The organism is Prevotella sp. P3-122, assembly GCF_002251365.1.
GTDB lineage: Bacteria > Bacteroidota > Bacteroidia > Bacteroidales > Bacteroidaceae > Prevotella.
Window position 1 is genome coordinate 53,742 of the sequence record NZ_NPJH01000005.1, and the last position, 18,050, is coordinate 71,791.

General features: G+C 48.8%; 12 protein-coding genes and 1 pseudogene. 10 read left to right on the forward strand and 3 right to left on the reverse strand.

Annotated features, from left to right (window positions below; genetic code table 11):
• Positions 1–62: 62 nt before the first annotated feature.
• Positions 63–593: an adenine phosphoribosyltransferase gene (locus CIL02_RS00805; RefSeq protein ID WP_094398591.1), complete on the reverse strand. Its 531-nt coding sequence runs from the start codon at positions 591–593 to the stop codon at positions 63–65.
• A gap of 137 nt (positions 594–730) precedes the next feature.
• A complete protein-coding gene (mnmG, locus tag CIL02_RS00810) occupies positions 731–2,602 on the reverse strand; it encodes a tRNA uridine-5-carboxymethylaminomethyl(34) synthesis enzyme MnmG (protein ID WP_094398592.1) in 1,872 nt (623 codons plus the stop codon).
• 266 nt (positions 2,603–2,868) lie between these two features.
• On the opposite strand from mnmG, the gene CIL02_RS00815 reads away from it, so the two are divergent.
• The 8 genes from CIL02_RS00815 to CIL02_RS00850 all read left to right on the forward strand — a co-directional run bounded on the left by CIL02_RS00815 (position 2,869) and on the right by CIL02_RS00850 (position 15,141).
• The gene (locus tag CIL02_RS00815) at positions 2,869–3,564 is read left to right on the forward strand and encodes a succinate dehydrogenase cytochrome b subunit (RefSeq protein WP_094398593.1); all 696 of its coding nucleotides are present in this window, start codon (positions 2,869–2,871) and stop codon (positions 3,562–3,564) included.
• A gap of 41 nt (positions 3,565–3,605) precedes the next feature.
• On the forward strand, positions 3,606–5,588 hold the full coding sequence (locus tag CIL02_RS00820) for a fumarate reductase/succinate dehydrogenase flavoprotein subunit (RefSeq protein WP_094398594.1): 1,983 nt from the start codon (positions 3,606–3,608) through the stop codon (positions 5,586–5,588).
• A 46-nt stretch (positions 5,589–5,634) separates the two neighbouring features.
• Positions 5,635–6,393, forward strand: coding sequence for a succinate dehydrogenase/fumarate reductase iron-sulfur subunit (locus tag CIL02_RS00825; protein WP_094398595.1), 759 nt, complete (start codon positions 5,635–5,637; stop codon positions 6,391–6,393).
• A gap of 204 nt (positions 6,394–6,597) precedes the next feature.
• Positions 6,598–8,931 (forward strand): DUF3943 domain-containing protein, encoded by a 2,334-nt coding sequence (locus CIL02_RS00830; protein WP_094398596.1) that lies wholly within the window; start codon positions 6,598–6,600, stop codon positions 8,929–8,931.
• A gap of 24 nt (positions 8,932–8,955) precedes the next feature.
• Positions 8,956–10,167: a class I SAM-dependent methyltransferase gene (locus CIL02_RS00835; protein WP_094398597.1), complete on the forward strand. Its 1,212-nt coding sequence runs from the start codon at positions 8,956–8,958 to the stop codon at positions 10,165–10,167.
• A gap of 197 nt (positions 10,168–10,364) precedes the next feature.
• Positions 10,365–11,510, forward strand: a complete 1,146-nt coding sequence (locus CIL02_RS00840; protein ID WP_094398598.1) for an N-acetyltransferase — start codon at positions 10,365–10,367, stop codon at positions 11,508–11,510.
• A 157-nt stretch (positions 11,511–11,667) separates the two neighbouring features.
• Positions 11,668–13,539, forward strand: a complete 1,872-nt coding sequence (locus tag CIL02_RS00845; protein ID WP_240513480.1) for a DNA topoisomerase IV subunit B — start codon at positions 11,668–11,670, stop codon at positions 13,537–13,539.
• A gap of 12 nt (positions 13,540–13,551) precedes the next feature.
• On the forward strand, positions 13,552–15,141 hold the full coding sequence (locus CIL02_RS00850; RefSeq protein WP_094398600.1) for a S41 family peptidase: 1,590 nt from the start codon (positions 13,552–13,554) through the stop codon (positions 15,139–15,141).
• 695 nt (positions 15,142–15,836) lie between these two features.
• On the opposite strand, the pseudogene CIL02_RS00855 reads toward CIL02_RS00850, so the two are convergent.
• A pseudogene (locus CIL02_RS00855) lies at positions 15,837–16,244 on the reverse strand (hypothetical protein); the annotation flags it as partial.
• Positions 16,245–16,470: 226 nt separating this feature from the next.
• On the opposite strand from CIL02_RS00855, the gene CIL02_RS00860 reads away from it, so the two are divergent.
• Together CIL02_RS00860 and CIL02_RS00865 are read left to right on the forward strand one after the other, a co-directional pair.
• Positions 16,471–16,854 (forward strand): hypothetical protein, encoded by a 384-nt coding sequence (locus tag CIL02_RS00860; RefSeq protein ID WP_141210065.1) that lies wholly within the window; start codon positions 16,471–16,473, stop codon positions 16,852–16,854.
• Positions 16,855–16,926: 72 nt separating this feature from the next.
• Positions 16,927–17,760: a DUF4377 domain-containing protein gene (locus tag CIL02_RS00865; RefSeq protein WP_094398602.1), complete on the forward strand. Its 834-nt coding sequence runs from the start codon at positions 16,927–16,929 to the stop codon at positions 17,758–17,760.
• Positions 17,761–18,050 lie beyond the last annotated feature (290 nt).

Here is an 18,050-nt window from a genome sequence, read left to right on the forward strand (position 1 = left end):
AATAATATTTATTAAGGATGCTGTTCCACGTGGAACGACATCCTTACGCTTGTGCTTTGAATTTAGAATTTTAATAATGAGGTAATCTCAACGTCCTTGTCGAATATGTCTCTGCTATTCGGGAACTCCTCATTCAGTTCAATGATGAAGTTACAATAAATTTTCTTTGGGTTAAACTTACGTACGAGATCGCATGCGGCCTTCATGGTTCCGCCTGTTGCGAGCAAATCGTCGTGAAGTAGGACCACGTCTTCTTCGTTTATGGCGTCCTTATGTATTTCTATTGTGTCTATGCCGTATTCCTTGGCGTAGCTTTCCTGTACGGTCTCACAAGGCAGCTTTCCCGGTTTGCGGCATAGAACGATACCTGCGTTTAGTTTTAGCGCTATTGCACTTGACATGACAAATCCGCGGCTCTCTATGCCAACAATTTTTGTCACACCTTTATCCTTGTACATGTTGTACATCTCTTCGGTTATCACCTTCAGGCATTCGGCGTTCTTGAATAGTGTTGTCACATCCCTGAAGTTAACTCCCTTGATTGGCCAATCCTGTATACAGCGCAGGTTGTCCACTAATAGCTGATTGTTCATTTTTTAAGTGATACTTTAATTATTAATTTATTTGTTTTCAATGTTTTATGTTGTTTCTTGTTTCACGTGAAACAAGAGTTGTGTGTTGTGTAACGTTGTGTGACGGAGCGTGAAGTGAAGTGTTCCGGCCTGTTGCTTTATCTACCCATGAGTACGAGCAGGACATTGATGTCGCTCGGGCTTACTCCCGGTATTCTGCTTGCTTGAGCAAGGGTCTCGGGGTTGATTTTCTCCAGCTTCTGTCTCCCTTCGGTTGAAATTTCGTGGAGCTTTGAATAGTCGAAATGTCCACGAATCTTTATGTTCTCAAGACGGTGCATTTTGTCGGCCACAACTTTCTCTCGTTCTATATATCCCTTGTATTTAATTCTTATCTCGGTAGCTTCGGCTATTTCCTCCTTACGGTTGTCGGCCTTATTGATTTCTTCCTTCAGTGCCGGGATGATTTCCTTTAGAGTGTCCATGCTTACTTGCGGACGTGCCAAGAGGTCGGCAATCTTGCAACCCATGCGGAGTGGGGTAGTGCCGATGGCTTCCAATGCAGGATTTATTTCCACAGGTTTTACCGATGTGTTGTAGCAGAAACTCTCCAATCTTCCGATAGCAGCCTTCTTTTCCATCCACCAGTCCATACGGTCCCTTTTTGCTATACCAATATTATATGCCTTCTCCGTAAGTCTTGCGTCAGCATCATCCTGACGGAGCAATATCCTGTATTCCGCTCTCGAAGTGAACATCCTGTATGGCTCATCCACACCTTTTGTTACCAAGTCATCGATTAGCACGCCTATGTAGCTCTCGTCCCTGTTCATGACAAACGGACTGCCGCCACCGCACGAGATAGCGGCATTGATGCCAGCAACCGTTCCCTGGCCTCCTGCCTCCTCGTAGCCTGTTGTTCCATTAACCTGTCCGGCGAAGAACAAACCTTTCAAAATCTTCGATTCGAGCGAGTGGTTTAGTTGTGTAGGATCAAAGAAGTCGTATTCTATAGCGTACCCGGGTCGGTAGGCTTTTACGTCCCTAAGAGCCGGTATCTTCCTTAAGGCCTCAATCTGAACGTCCATAGGCATACTTGAGGAGAAACCGTTTAGGTACATCTCGTTTGTGTCCTCGCCCTCAGGTTCAAGAAACAGTGGGTGCTGCTCCTTGTCGGGGAAGGTTACGAGTTTTGTCTCGATGGACGGGCAGTACCGTGGACCGATGCTTTGTATCTGTCCGTTGTATAGAGGTGAGTCAGCAATCCTTTCTTTCAGGGTGTCGTGGACCTCCTTGTTGGTATAGCATGTCCAGCATGGAAGCTGCTGCAGTTTCCTCTCACGTCCCATGTAGCTGAACTTGTGGAAGTCGTTCTCGCCAGGCTGAACCTCCATGTCCTCGAAGTGTACGCTCCGCTTGTCTATTCTCACAGGTGTGCCTGTTTTCATTCTTGCCGACCTGATACCCCACTTGGTTATGCTTTCCGTGAGTCTCTCCACGGCGGGTTCGGCGCATCGTCCTCCTGGTAGCTGTTGCTTGCCTACATGCAGCAATCCGTTGAGGAAAGTTCCGGCGGTCAGTATTGTTGCCTTGGCATAGAAGGTTACTCCCCATACTGTCTTCGCCCCAACAGTCTCGTTGTTGCTGACAATAATCTCGCATACTTGGTCTTGCCATATGTCAAGGTTGGGCGTGTTGTCAAGAACCCTTCGCCATTCCCATATAAACTTTCCTCGGTCGCATTGCGCTCTTGGTGACCATACGGCAGGTCCTTTTCCTCTGTTGAGCATCCTGAACTGTATGGCCGTGTTGTCTGTCACCATAGCCATTTGTCCGCCGAGAGCGTCAATCTCTCTTACTATTTGTCCTTTTGCTATTCCTCCGATGGCGGGGTTGCAGCTCATCTGTCCGATTTTGTTCATGTCCATGGTTATCAGGCAAGTCTTTGCCCCCATGTTGGCAGCAGCTGTGGCAGCCTCGCATCCGGCGTGTCCTCCTCCGATTACTATGACATCATAGTTGAAAACCATATTTGTTTGTTTTTGTTGGTTGCCGCTTCTGTTGGCGGCAACAATTTTGTATGTTTTGATTTTGTTTGCAAATGTAGGAAATAAAATTGGATTTTTCTAAAAAACTTTTTGATTTATCATCATTATTTATTATTTTTGCAGTCAGAAAGAGGCTCCTTCTACCTACAAAAAGGGAGGACTGGGCTGTCAGTCTGATACATGTTGAAGTGGTTTGTTTGAGGAAATTTAATTTTTCTAACATTTAAATAATTAAAAATCAATCATTTATGTGGTTAATCAATTCATCAATTGGTAGAAAAGTGGTGATGTCCGTAACTGGTATCGCACTTATTCTATTCATGACGTTCCACTGTTGTATGAACGTTGCGGCACTCTTTTCCGGAGAGGCTTATAACACGATTTGCGAACTGCTTGGTGCTAACTGGTATGCTGTTGCAGCTACCCTTGGTCTTGCGGCTTTGGCAGTTTGTCACATCGTCTATGCATTCATTCTTACAGCACAGAACCGTCGTGCTCGTGGTTCAGAGCGCTACGCTGTTACCGACCGTCCTGCAAAGGTAGAGTGGGCATCTCAGAACATGCTTGTCCTGGGTATCATCGTTGTGCTTGGTCTGCTTCTTCACCTGTTCAACTTCTGGTACAACATGATGTTTGCAGAGCTTGTAGGCATGGAGACTGTTCTTTCACCCTCTGATGGCTTTGGTCTTATGAAAGAGACATTCGGCAACCCTGTCTTTGTGGTGCTGTATGTCATCTGGCTCGTTGCAATCTGGTTCCACCTTTCTCATGGTTTCTGGAGCGCCATGCAAACACTCGGTTGGAATGGTAAGGTTTGGTTCTGCCGCTGGAAGGTCATCGGCATAGCATACGTTACTATCCTGATGGTTTGCTTCCTCGTGGTAGTTCTCGCGTTCTTCTTTGGCTGCGCCCCGAGCCTTTGCTGCTGCTGTTGCGCTGCATAATCCTTAATTTATTGTTTGAAATCAAATAGAGAAATAACATTATGGCTAAGACATTAAATTCCAGAATACCTGAAGGCCCCGTGGCCGAGAAATGGTCTAACTATAAGGCTCACCAGCGCCTGGTGAACCCCAAGAACAAGTTGAAGCTTGATGTCATCGTTGTTGGTACCGGACTTGCTGGTGCAAGTGCTGCCGCATCGCTTGGTGAGATGGGCTTCAACGTATTGAACTTCTGCATTCAGGATTCTCCCCGCCGCGCACACTCTATCGCCGCACAGGGAGGTATCAACGCAGCAAAGAATTATCAGAATGACGGCGACTCAGTATACCGTCTGTTCTATGATACTGTAAAGGGTGGTGACTACCGCGCACGTGAGGCCAACGTATACCGTCTTGCTGAGGTGTCCAACAACATCATCGACCAGTGTGTTGCCCAGGGCGTTCCTTTCGCACGTGAGTATGGTGGCATGCTTGCCAACCGTTCTTTCGGTGGTGCTCAGGTATCGCGTACCTTCTATGCCAAGGGTCAGACTGGCCAGCAGCTTCTGCTTGGTGCCTACTCATCTCTGAGCCGTCAGGTTCATGAGGGTAAGGTAAAGCTCTACACCCGCTACGAGATGGAGGATGTCGTAATTGTAGACGGCCATGCGCGCGGTATCATCGCAAAGAACCTTGTTTCCGGCAAGCTGGAGCGTTTCTCCGCAAATGCCGTTGTTATAGCAACTGGTGGATACGGAAACACATACTTCCTCTCTACCAACGCCATGGGCTGCAACTGTACAGCTGCCATCCAGTGCTATCGTAAGGGTGCCTATTTTGCTAATCCGTCATACGTTCAGATCCACCCAACTTGTATTCCTGTTCATGGTGACAAGCAGTCGAAGCTGACACTTATGTCTGAGTCTCTGCGTAACGATGGACGCATCTGGGTTCCGAAGAAGATTGAGGATGCCAAGAGACTCCAGGCTGGCGAAATCAAGGGCAGCGATATTCCTGAGGAAGACCGCGACTATTATCTGGAGCGCCGTTATCCTGCATTCGGTAACCTTGTTCCCCGTGACGTTGCCTCACGTGCTGCCAAGGAGCGTTGCGACAAGGGCTTTGGTGTGAACAACACAGGTCTTGCCGTGTTCCTTGACTTCTCTGAGTCTATCAACCGTCTTGGCATCGACCAGATCTTGCAGCGTTACGGCAACCTCTTCGACATGTATGAGGAGATTACCGATGTAAATCCTGGCGAGTTTGCTAAGGAAATCAATGGCGTGAAGTATTACAACCCGATGATGATCTTCCCTGCTGTCCACTATACCATGGGTGGTATCTGGGTAGACTACGAGCTGATGACAACCATTCCTGGTCTGTTCGCCATCGGAGAGTGCAACTTCTCTGACCACGGAGCCAACCGTCTTGGCGCTTCTGCCCTCATGCAGGGTCTTGCTGACGGCTACTTCGTTCTTCCATATACAATCCAGAACTATCTTGCCGACCAGAGTCTGTGGCCACGCCTCTCTGTTGACCTGCCAGAGTTTGCCGAGGCAGAGGAGGGCGTACAGAAGGAAATCGACCGCCTGTTGGGTATACAGGGCAAGCGCTCTGTTGACTCTATCCACAAGGAGCTTGGCCATATCATGTGGGAGCATGTTGGTATGGGACGTACCAAGGCTGGTCTGGAAGAAGGTCTGAAGATGCTTAAGGCTCTGCGCAAGGAGTTCGACACCAACCTGTTCGTACCAGGAAAGAAGGAAGGACTCAACATCGAGCTTGACAAGGCTATTCACCTGCGTGACTTCATCCTCATGGGTGAGCTTATCGCCTACGACGCACTCCACCGCGAGGAAAGCTGTGGCGGTCACTTCCGTGAGGAGCATCAGACAGAAGAGGGAGAGGCTAAGCGTGACGATGCCAACTTCTTCTATGTTGGCTGCTGGGAATACCAGGGCGACGATGCCAAGGCTCCTGAGCTTATCAAGGAACCTCTTGAGTATGAGGCTATAAAGGTACAGACACGTAACTATAAGAATTAATTTTGTTTCAGTTGTCAACTCGTTTACTTGTAAACTTAAAAAAGATATGGCAAGAAATATTTCTTTTACATTAAAATATTGGAAGCAGGATGGTCCTAATGCAGAAGGCCATTTTGACACACGAGAGATGAAGAATATTCCCGATGATACCTCGTTCCTTGAGATGCTCGACATCCTCAACGAGGAGCTTATCGAGGAAGGTAAAGAACCTTTTGTTTTCGACCACGACTGCCGTGAGGGTATCTGCGGTATGTGCTCGCTCTACATCAACGGAACTCCTCACGGAAAGACCGAGAGTGGTGCTACGACATGCCAGCTCTACATGCGTCGTTTCAACGATGGCGATACCATAACCGTTGAGCCATGGCGTTCAGCAGGCTTCCCTGTCATCAAGGACTGTATGGTTGACCGCTCTGCATTCGACAAGATTATCCAGGCTGGAGGTTACACAAGCATCCGTACAGGCCAGGCTCAGGATGCCAACGCCATACTTATTCCGAAGGAGAATGCCGATGAGGCTATGGACTGTGCGACATGTATCGGTTGTGGAGCATGCGTGGCAGCATGCAAGAACGGATCTGCCATGCTCTTCGTAAGCTCTAAGGTTAGCCAGCTGGCACTCCTGCCACAGGGACGTCCAGAGGCTGCCAAGCGCGCCAAGGCTATGATTGCCAAGATGGACGAGCTGGGCTTCGGTAACTGTACAAACACACGTGCCTGCGAGGCTGTTTGTCCTAAGAATGAGAGCATTGCCAACATCGCACGTCTCAACCGTGAGTTCCTGAAGGCTAAGTTGGCTGACTAATCAGACACTACACAGCAATGGGTTGTGCGTTTGCCGACCCGTATTGTATAAAATGCGGCTCCTGCAACATTGTTTGCGGGAGCTGTTTTTTTTATGTTGTGTGGAGATATTTTTATGGGGAGAAGTCGATAATCCTCTTTTTTATTGCTCATTCCATGAAAATATTGTAAGTTTGCAATTGGAACATATTTAATATTGACCAGAATGATGCATAAGGTTTTACTATCTTTTGTGGTGTCGCTATTCTTTACGTGTGATTCCTGGGCGCAGGAGTCTCGGCAGCTTTATGCCATGCCGATAACATTCGGAGATTTCCGTGTTATGCCCGACACAACAATCGAGAGTGTTTTCAATATCGGTCTTATCAATGGCGTGACTAAGCAGAAGGGATTGTCTATAGGAGCCATCTCCAATATAAACAACCGTCTGAGAGGTATCCAGATTAGTGGAATCACCAATATCAGCTCTGGTGTAGACAGGGGGCTACAGATAGCAGGCGCAGCCAACGTCTCCGCTTCCTACATGCGTGGTTTGCAGATGGCAGCCTATAACTATGCCGACACGCTCAACGGGTCGCAGATAGGACTCATCAATGTTGCCCAGAGCCATCCACGTGGAGTACAGGTAGGACTTGTCAACTATACCCGCGACACCATAGCACACAAGATAGGACTTGTAAATATCAACCCCAAGACGCGCATCGACTATATGGCCTTCGTAGGCACGGGCTCGAAGATTAATGGCGCACTACGTTTCCGAAACCGTTCCACATATAATATTATAGGTGTGGGAAGCCATTATATGGGTCTTGACTCGAAATTCTCTGGCTCCGTGTTCTACCGCTTGGGACAATATTTCAACGTCACGCCCCGTCTGTCTTTGAGTGGCGATATCGGCTATTACCATATAGAGACCTTCCGCGACGAGGCTGACAAGCCAGAGAGACTCTATTCCCTTCAAGCACATCTGAATGCCGACTATCAGCTCAACCGCTACCTCGGTCTCTATGGCTCCGTGGGCTATGGCGACACTCGCTATTACGCCCATAACCGACATTATAAGAACGGGCTTGTAGCACAAATGGGTCTTACGATGAGATACCATAGAAGCGGCTCTGCCCAGCTGCCTGATGTAAAGCGCTTTGACGATGGGGTAGGGGCTACATACAGTGATGACGGCACATCCAAGCATCCGTGGATAGCAGCCCTTGAGGCCGCAGGCATCAATGTCTTGGTACATTGCTTCGACCGCTTTGTTCTGAATGAGGAGTTTGCCGAGGTCAACATGCACACCATACACAAGAATTTCCAGAAGGGCTTTGTGTGGGACAACGATCAGTTCTCCACCAATCTGTTCGCCCATCCTTATCATGGCAATCTCTACTACAATGCCGCCCGCAGCAACGGGCTTACCTTCTGGGAGTCTGCCCCGTATGCCCTTGGCGGCTCCCTGATGTGGGAGTTCTGTGGCGAGATAGAGCCGGCTGCCATCAACGACCTCATGGCCACCACTTTCGGAGGCATCTGCATAGGAGAGATTACCAATCGCGTGAGCAACGTCATTCTTAACGATCGCACCCGCGGTTTCCGGCGGTTTCTTCGTGAATTTGCCGCTACTGCCGTCAATCCTATGCGTGGTCTCAACCGCATGTGCCGTGGCGATGCCTGGAGAGTACGGCCAGATGCCGAGCCTTATCATGACTACAGGCGTTTTCCTATTGATTTCTCTGTTACTGCAGGAGCAAGGTATCTTGCAGACGACGGCTCCATGTTCCGTGGCGAATGGAATCCGTACGTAGGAATATATCTTGAGTATGGCGACCCGTTCAACGAGCGTGAGAACAAGCCATACGACTATTTCTCTGCCGACGTGAAGATTGGTATGTCGGCCAACCAGCCCCTCATCAACGCCCTTCACCTTATGGGCAGAATATGGAGCGCGCCAGTCTTCTCTGAGCGCAGGCTTGATGTGGAGTTCGGCATCTATCAGCATTTCAACTATTACGACTCAAAGCCAGTCAAGGATGGCAGCAGCCAGACACCCTACCGTATATCCGAGGCGGCCTCGTTCGGTCCTGGTATAATGATGCGTTTCCCACAGACAGGAGCACTCACGCGACTGGAGCAGCGAGTATTCCTTAGTGGTATTCTTCTTGGCGGAACCAAGAGTGACTACTATAACATTATCGACCGTGACTACAATATGGGCTCTGGCTTCTCGCTAAAGACCAAGACCCATCTGGAGTTCAGAAACTTCGGACGTTTTATCCTCAAGTCCGACTACTACCGCATCTTCACATGGAAGGGCTACGAGCACAAGGACCTTGCCAACACAAATCCTCTGTTCCTCAACGCCCAGGGCGACAAGGGCAATGCCAGTCTGTTGGTCATCAATCCTATATGGGAATTTGATGTCAAAGGCTCTGTGAGCATCAATGCTTCCAGCGGCTACTTCATCCGTGCCACCCACTATCATAGCCATCCCGATGTCAATGCCAGCACTTTCGAGTTCCGTATCGGGCTGACATGCCATTTGTAGCAGACTGTAGACAGAGATACATTTATGAATACCGAAGAATTCATACGCAAGCATCGTGAACAGGATGTCCGAGACCTGGCCTTCGTAGCCTCCCGCTATCCCGAGGTTGATACAGCCTTTGCCCTCGACCAGATACGTGGTTGGCAGGTTGCCGTGCGCAAGCTACCGTCTTGGGCTTGTACTGACGGCCTCTTGTACCCTCCGCATCTCTCCATGGAGCAATGCTCGTCTGAGCAGACCGCAGCCTACAAGTCTGCCTTGGTCGCCAGGTTGTTGTCTGAGGGCACACGCACTGACCAGGAGTCTGTTTTCGTTGATCTTACTGGTGGTTTTGGTGTAGACTTCTCTTTTCTGGCATCCTCACTTGGCATGCGTTCCGTTTATGTTGAGCGCAACAGGCAGCTGTGCGACCTCGCCACCCATAATCTTCCTCTGCTTGGACTCCCTGATGCCGAGGTTGTATGTGCCGATTCCGTAGCCTATGCCTCGTCTATGCCTTTCGCGTCAGTTGTATATCTCGACCCTGCCCGCCGCGACTCCCATGGCTCCCGTACCTATGGCATCGAGGACTGCACCCCTAACCTTCTTGAGCTGCTACCCTTGCTGATGTCAAAAAGCGAGGTGGTGATGGTGAAGCTGTCGCCGATGCTCGACTGGCATAGTGCCGTGAAGTCCGTCAATGCCCGCCTAACCTCCGCCTCAGCCTCCGAGGTGCACATCGTATCTGTTGACAACGAGTGCAAGGAACTCCTTATAGTAGTCACCCACGGCAAGAAGCCTTTCTCTCTTACCTGTACCAATAATGCGCAGGTGTTTACCGTAGCCGATGAGAGCCTGGCTTCCGACATTCCCCTCCTTCCGGCAAACAACATCATTCCAGAATATCTTTTCGAGCCAAACGCTTCCATCATGAAGGCAGGATGCTTTGCGCACCTGTGCCGTCAGTATGGCATCCGTGCCGTAGGTCCCAATTCCCACTTCTTTGCCTCGTCCATGGATCATCCTGATTTCCCAGGCCGCCGCTTCCGCGTCGTTGCCCAGTCGACCATGAACCGCAAGGAACTGCGAGCCATGCTGGCCGGTCTTGACAAAGCCAACATCACGGTACGCAATTTCCCATTGACAGTAGCCGAGTTGCGCAAGCGTCTTAAGCTCAAGGATGGTGGCGACACCTATCTGCTTGCCACCACAACATCCTCGTCGGCTCATGTCCTCTTCCGTTGCCAGAGGCTTTGAGTGGTTTTTTATCTTCGCTGAGCCGTCAAGGCATCCAAGAAAACTCAAAAATCCTTATATATCTTGGTGGTTTCGGTTTTATTTCATATCTTTGCAAGGATTTATTCCCGTAAGTGGAGTATGCCAGATCTGTTTAAAAACCAAGTTTAATATGGCAGCTACAGTCATGCTGCCTAAGATAAAAAAACAATACCCAGATGTCATCAGTAGAAATCAGGAAGGTCGAGACCAAGAAAGACCTGCAAGCCTTCATAGAGTTCCATTATGACTTGTACGAAGGCAATGAGTATGATGTGCCTACTCTTTATAGCGACGATTACAACACTCTTAGCCACGACCGTAATGCGGCCTTCGACTTCTGCGAGGCTGAATATTACCTTGCCTACAAGTCGGGCAAGATAGTCGGACGCGTTGCCGCCATCATCAACCATAAGGCCAACAAGCGTTGGGATCGCAAGAGCGTGCGCTTTGGATGGATAGACTTTATCGATGACCGGGAAGTGTCGGCAGCCCTGCTCAAGGCTGTTGAGGACTATGGCAAGTCCAAGGGTATGACGGAGATTGTCGGACCGCTCGGCTTTACTGATTTCGACCCAGAGGGAATGCTTACCTGGGGCTTCGACCAGCTTGGCACGATGCCGACAATATACAACTATCCATATTACCCCGAGCATATCGAGGCCATGGAAGACTATATTGTCGACAACAAGTATGTGGAGTTCAAGGTCACTGTTCCCGACAAGATGCCCGAAAGGTATGCCAAGATAGCACAGATGGTTGCCAAGCGTTACAACCTCAAGATTAAAAAACTCACCAAGAAGGATATCTTCCAGGGTGGATATGGCCAACGCATCTTCCAGCTAATCAATGAAACCTACAAGGACCTCTATGGTTTCTCGGAACTGACGCAGAGGCAGATAGACCAGTATGTCGACATGTATCTCAAGTTGGCAGACCTCAATCTCATCACGGTAATCGAGGACGGCAATCATGGCGACAAGCTGGCCGGACTTGGCATCACCATTCCCTCGCTTGCCAAAGCCTTGCAGAAATGCCATCGTGGCCGTCTCTTTCCGTTTGGATGGTGGCACGTTCTCAGGGCCATCAAGTTCCACAAGACTGAGGGTGTAGACTTGCTGCTTATAGGCTTCCTGCCTGAATATCGTGCCAAGGGTGCCAACGCCCTGCTCTTCTACGACCTTATCCCACGCTATCAGGAATACGGCTTCAAATGGGGCGAGACACAGGTGGAGATGGAGACCAACTCCAATGTACAGGGACAATGGGATGCTTTTGAGACACATCTCCACAAGCGTCGCAAATGTTACAAGAAGTTTATTTGATACACATAAGTACTACACCTACAACCCACAAATATACTGATAAATGCCAGATACTATAACCAATATTCCTGCCGGCACAGAGCCGGACAACGTGAGTGCGCAGGCCGGCCAGCAGCCTGTTGAGTATACCGATGACAACATCCGACACCTCAGCGACATGGAGCATGTGCGCACACGCCCCGGTATGTATATAGGCAGGCTGGGCGACGGCTCCCTTCCCGAAGATGGTATATACGTGCTCCTCAAGGAGGTTATCGACAACTCCATCGACGAGTTCAAGATGCACGCTGGAGACAGGATAGAAGTAGATGTCACCGACAATCTTACCGTAACAGTAAGAGACTACGGCCGAGGCATCCCGCAAGGAAAGCTTGTCGAGGCGGTCAGCGTGCTCAATACAGGAGGAAAATACGACTCCAAGGCGTTTAAGAAGAGTGTCGGACTCAACGGAGTGGGTGTGAAGGCCGTCAATGCACTAAGCTCGCACTTCGAGGTCAAGTCCTTCCGTGACGGGAAAGTACGCCATCTGACCTTCGAGAAGGGAAATATCACTGGCGACACTACTTCCGACACAGACGATGAGAATGGCACGCTAATCTACTTCGAGCCCGACAACACCCTCTTCAAGAACTATTCCTTCCACAACGAGATTGTGGAAACCATGTTGCGCAACTATACTTACCTCAATTCCGGTCTTACCATCATGTACAACGGACGCAGGATAAAGAGCCGCAACGGACTGGAGGACCTTCTCAATGACAATATGACCAACGACGGACTCTATCCCATCGTGCATATAGTCGGCGAGGATATAGAGATTGCCTTCACTCATGCCAACCAGTATGGTGAGGAATACCACTCTTTCGTCAACGGCCAGCACACCACTCAGGGCGGTACCCACCAGAGTGCGTTCAAGGAGCACATCGCCAAGACCATCAAGGAATTCTTCGACAAGAGCTACGAGTATACCGACATCCGCAACGGCATTGTGGCTGCCATAGCCATCAATGTCGAGGAGCCTGTCTTCGAGAGCCAGACCAAGATTAAGCTGGGTAGCACGCTCATGGCACCTGATGGCGAGACCATCAACAAGTATGTCGGCGACTTCCTCAAGCGTGAGGTCGACAACTACCTGCACATCCACAAGGAAGACTGTACCGACATTCTGGAGCAGAAGATTAAGGAGAGCGAGCGGGAGCGTAAGTCTATGGCTGGCATCACCAAGCTGGCACGTGAGAGGGCAAAGAAGGCCAACCTGCACAACCGCAAGCTGCGCGACTGCCGCATACACTATTGCGATGCGAAGAACGAGCGGAAGGAGGAAAGCTCCATATTCATCACCGAGGGTGACTCGGCAAGTGGAAGCATCACCAAGAGCCGCGATGTTAATACACAGGCTGTATTCTCGCTACGCGGAAAACCCCTCAACTCATTCGGACTTACCAAGAAGGTGGTTTATGAGAACGAGGAGTTCAACCTCCTGCAGGCTGCGCTCGACATAGAGGACGGCCTCGACACACTGCGCTACAACAAGGTTATTGTGGCCACCGATGCCGATGTCGACGGCATGCATATACGGTTGCTCATCATAACCTTCTTCCTTCAGTTCTTCCCCGACCTCATCAAGAAGGGACATGTCTACGTTCTGCAGACGCCTCTCTTCCGGGTACGCAACAAGAAGACGAAGATAAAGAACAAGAAAGCCATAGAGGATACCCCCGCAACGGCTAAGAAAAGCGAGTTCATAACGCGCTATTGCTATAGCGACGAGGAACGGCAGCAGGCCATACAAGAGCTGGGGCCCGACCCGGAGATAACCCGCTTCAAGGGTCTTGGAGAGATAAGTCCTGAAGAGTTTGTCCATTTCATCGGTCCCGACATGCGGCTCGAGCAGGTTACCCTACACAAGAACGACCAGGTAGCAAAGCTACTTGAATACTACATGGGAAAGAACACCATGGAGCGCCAGAACTTCATCATCGACAACCTTGTCGTGGAGAAGGACATTGCGGAGGAGAGTGAAGAGTGAAAACATATTGAAATGAAAATACTATCTTATAAATTTCTTAGTGCCTGCGTGGCACTTCTTAGTCTCGCGCCAGTATCAGCAGGCGCACAGCTGAAAATCAATTTCTCCGGCGACAGCCAGCTGCGCAAGTTGCAGATGGCTGAGATGGCTGTTACCAACCTTTATGTGGACTCTGTCGACGAGGAGAAGCTCGTTGAGGATGCCATTGTGGGCATGCTTTCCAAGCTTGATCCTCATTCGTCCTATTCTACTGCCAAGGAAACCAAGGCACTCAACGAGTCGCTGCAAGGCTCTTTCGACGGCATTGGTGTGCAGTTCAACATGGTCGAGGACACCCTCCTCATCATACAGCCTGTCCTCAAAGGCCCGTCAGAGAAAGTCGGCATCATGGCTGGCGACCGTATTGTGACAGTCAACGATACGGCAATAGCGGGCGTGAAAATGTCGAAAGAGGAGATTATGAAGCGTCTGCGTGGAAAGAAGGGCACTACCGTGAGGCTCGGCATCCTGCGCCGTGGTGTCGATGGCTTGCTGACCTTCGATGTCATGCGCGACAAGATACCCGTCACCACCGTCGATGCGGTATACATGATCAGGCCGAAAGTGGGCTACATACGCATTGGCAATTTCGGAGCAACCACATATCAGGAGTTTATGGATGGCGTGGCGAGGCTCAAGGAACAAGGCATGAAAGACCTTATCCTGGACTTGCAGGAGAACGGAGGTGGATACCTCCAGGCTGCCGTCGACATAGCCAACGAGTTCCTGCACAAGAACGACCTTATCGTTTACACAGAGGGACGTACCGTAGAGAGGCGCGAATATCGTGCACACGGCAACGGAAAGCTCCTTAACGGCAAAGTAATGGTGCTCGTCAATGAGTTCTCGGCATCCGCTGCAGAGATTGTCACAGGCGCAATACAAGACCAGGACCGTGGACAGGTGGTAGGACGCCGTTCCTTCGGCAAGGGACTGGTGCAGCGCCCCATTGAGTTCCGTGACGGTTCCATGATTAGGCTCACCATAGCCCATTACTATACTCCTTCGGGACGATGCATACAGAAACCTTACAAGAAGGGCGACAAGAAGGGCTACGAGATGGAACTTGACGACAGATACAAGCACGGAGAGCTGTATAGCGCAGACTCCATTCATTTCTCAGACTCGCTGAAGTACTACACCCTGCGCCGCCATCGTGCCGTATATGGCGGAGGCGGAATTATGCCAGACTTCTTTGTTCCCCTCGATACTACCCGCTACACCAAACTGCACAGACAGCTTGCCGCCAAGAGCATCATCGTAAATGCCAACCTCCGCTATATCGATGTCAATCGTAAGGCTTTGCAGGCGGAGTACAAGCAGTTTGACAAGTTCAACAACAGCTACGAGATACCGCAGAGTGTCATCGACGGTATCATCGAGGAGGGAAAGAAGCAGAAGGTTGAGGCTAAGGACGACGAAGAGCTGAAACACACCATTGCCGCCCTGAAGGTTCAGCTGAAGGCACTCGTGGCCCGTGATTTGTGGGACATGTCCCAGTATTTCCAGATTATGAACGAGACCAATGATATCGTCATGAAGGCTGTCGAGCTGATTAAATGATATCGTCATGAAGGCTGTCGAGCTGATTAAAGGTGGAAATTATTAAAACCACCTAAATAGCCCCCGCTTCTGCTCCTCACCAAAAGCGAGCGGAGTAAACAGAGCTATAAGAACTACGGTTTAAGGTCAAAGGACGCACTCTACATTTAGGGTGCGTCCTTTGACCTTTTCTGTGGATTGCAAAAGATGGGTCATCCGACATTTCGAGTGATTACCATTTATAGCAGTGTGCTCTGCATTTGTTATCTTCATTGCCGATAAGGTTAAAAATTTTGTCTGTGGCGTATTCATATTTGCGGTTCATGCTATATCTCGAGTGACAATATATTGTTGCGTGGTCTATGTATATATATATCATTGCCGATAAGGTTAATAACCTTACGCCTGCAAGGTTAATAACCTTAAGGCCGTAAGGTTATTAACCTTATCAGGGGTGCAAACGTATTCATCTCCTATGGCAAACGGTTTCACCCACTTCATTTAATCCTCAAATCCGCAACTACGCGCCTAATATGATACAGAAGCGAAAAGAATCTGCATCGTTAGTAAAAAGGGGGCACAGTGCATCGAATGTCACCATAAAGACATATAAATGTCCCTTACCTCACCATGCGACTTGAGGCAATACGCAAAATCACGACCATAAGTTGTCGGTGTTATCCAAAGTCATTCTGGAACACATCAGCATAAGCGTTGTTGCATGAATAGATATTCAGCATGTCTGCCGTGTTGAAGTCGTAGGTCTTGCCAGTGTCGGATGTGTAGGAAATGTTATCCTGGGTCAGTTCCTTTATGGCTCTGAGAGTCGTGTCGGTACTGCATGTGCGAAGTGTCGGATGAAGCGAGAGGTGGTACATCAGATGAGTGGTGACATCCTCTATGCATGAGCCGCCACAGAAATAAACGCTCATAAGCGAACGGTTTCGTTAAGCCAGATGAGCAATGATGAGCTTGCTCGGGCATTGTCATGGCGAGAAACGGTCGGATAAAATCCAACGGATGATTTCGCTGTATTGATAACCATACAGCCTGCATCTCATACCGAGGGTTGAGTCGATTACAGATGAGAGATTGGAGTCAAATTGCTCCATTATTGAAAACATTCCTCCAAAAGGAGTGATCTATTCGGATTTTATTGCTACCTTTGCCATGTCTGTTACGCTTTTTATTGTCTTTGGATTCGCAACACTAAGATAAGTGAAAAGTCTAACATGACAAATTCCTGGGTTGCTCGGCTTTGCCGCTTGCCACAAGCAAGAACATTTTGCTGCCCAGGAACTTATAAAAAATAATTAATTATGTTGCGGAATTAAGGATATATAGATAATTATGAAAAGATTTATAGTATTGTTGACCATTTGCTGCTTGTCATTTACTACAGTCAATGCAGATGATGACGTGAAGGTAGTGATTTCAACGAGCAAAAGCACAAACTATGTTCTTTATCCTGCTATAACAGGTGTTTTTCTGAAGCTTGACACAAGAGACGGAACAATCCAAGCCATTGTTCCTTCAAACCCTAAGAAAAACCGAGTGCTTAATGCAGAACCTCTTGCACTTGACAAAAAACCGGGCCGTTTTGAAATGTATCCGACAGACAGCAGTTGGGTCTGGGTGCTGTTTGACTCTGAGACGGGCAATCTGTGGAATGTCAATTGGAACGCAAAAAGCATTGTATTGTCAAAAATTCCAGTCACAGAGGCAGCTTATTGAGGTCATAAAGATAAAGGAGGCATATAATCAACTGACGTGAACTCAATACATAAAAGATAAACAAATGATATTATGAAGACTATCAAATTATTTTTTTCTACATTGCTTGTCGTTATCATTTCTGCTATCGGAATGGCATCATGCAATGACGATGATGAACTCAAAGACAAGGTGGTCGTGATTACTATGTCTGTTTCAGAGAACACAGACATCATGTATTCGTTATTTGATGACAACAAGGAGAATCCCGTTGAGTGTATGCTTGTCATGGAGGATGGCGTTGACCAGACCTGGCGAAAGATGAGTTTCTCTTATATAGAAGGATTTACGTATGAGAAAGGGCATAGGTATAAGCTGAGGGCAAAGAAGACCATACTTGCCAATCCCCCTGCAGATGGTTCGGCATGGAAGTATGAACTTGTCGAGGTGTTGGAAGATAAGGAAATTACAGGTCCAGAACTTCCTGTAGAAGACGCCATAAAGTCTGAGGCAGACATTGTCTATGAGGAACAGTGCCCTATAGAGAAGTATTCCGTGTCCTCTCCATTATTTGTTGACGGCAACGGGAAAATATACAGTTCAGAGGGAAATGAAAGACCATCTTACAAGAACTGCCGCATCTATCTGAATAATACTTTAGACCCAACAGACACTGATTGGGTGAGGTTCAATAGTACAACGTATATGGCCCGCTATGCATACGTTATCTCTCCTCTTTCTGACAAGATACGTCTTGTGGTGGCATCTGGCGGCGGTCCCATGCTGAAATATATCGTTACGGAAGACGATTTCCGTTACATGACTACCACGTTGAAGGAGAAAGAGCAAATTACATACGTACTTATTCTTGCCAATGCGAATAAAAGGGGCATCCAAAAATTAGAATTGGCATTTGAACGTAAGTAATGTGTTATAAAGAGGGTCAGGGGACAGGTACTTGAACCATCTATATACAATTGAGAAGACCGAACGAATCAGGTACCTGTCCGTGTGCCACGAGGTGCACATCTATATATAAAGGGTTGGCTACCTTCCATATAAGATGTAGCCGTAACTGCCAATGAGATGAGAGAAGGTCTCTCGGTGTCGGTGTGCAGGCACTGGCATCAAACCCTCTGCAAGCTGCTGCAGTCGGAAACGTTGCGGTGGTGAGCGTTGCAGAGAGGTACGTATTACTGAGCTGAACGCAAGTGAAC